This is a genomic window from Staphylococcus sp. EG-SA-2, from assembly GCF_017152085.1.
Genome location: NZ_JACYHC010001119.1, coordinates 1 through 702, shown reverse-complemented (window position 1 = coordinate 702; position 702 = coordinate 1). Strand labels below are relative to the sequence as shown.

The 702-nt window shown below is 34.6% G+C and carries 1 protein-coding gene; it reads right to left on the bottom strand.

Translation table 11 applies throughout. From position 1 onward, the window contains the following. On the bottom strand, window positions 1-702 hold a 702-nt coding region (locus tag IDG60_RS27970), incomplete at both ends, for an L-lactate permease (protein ID WP_206161044.1).

Genomic DNA, 702 nt, shown 5'->3' with positions numbered 1-702 from the left:
GACGCAACGCAATTCCTTTAGGCGATAAATCACTCACAGTATTTGGAATTGGCAATTTTATTACTAAACTTTCAAGTGCACCTCCAGGTTGGAATAATTTTTTGAAGAATGGTGCACTCCATACTAAAACAAAGGCAGTTAAAATGACGAACGGACTCCAAGCAAAGACAATTTCTTTAGGCGTTCGTTTTTGAATTTTATGTTCTGATTCTTTCAACCTGAAAATGTTTTTCGGTTTAAATTTACGACAAACAAATGCTAACACCACCATTGTTGCTAGTGATGGGATAATGTCTGCTAGTTCTGGACCATGGAATATTGTTAATAATAATTGTAATCCAGTATATGTACCACTCACTGTTAAAATGACAGGTAAAATTTCTTTAATACCTTTCATGCCATCTATAACGAATACTAAAACAAATGGGATAATAAAGTTTAAAATTGGAAGTGTTAATGCTGAATATCTCGCAACATCTAATGTTGTAACGCCTCCACTTAAGTTAAACGTATCAATAATACTAACTGGTAAACCAATTGCACCAAAGGCACCCGCCGCACCATTAGCAATTAAGCATAACATCGCTGCTTTTAATGGTTCAAATCCAAGTTGAATTAATAATACTGCACAAATCGCAATTGGCACACCAAATCCTGCTGCACCTTCTAAAAATGCGTTGAAACAAAATCCAATTAATAATA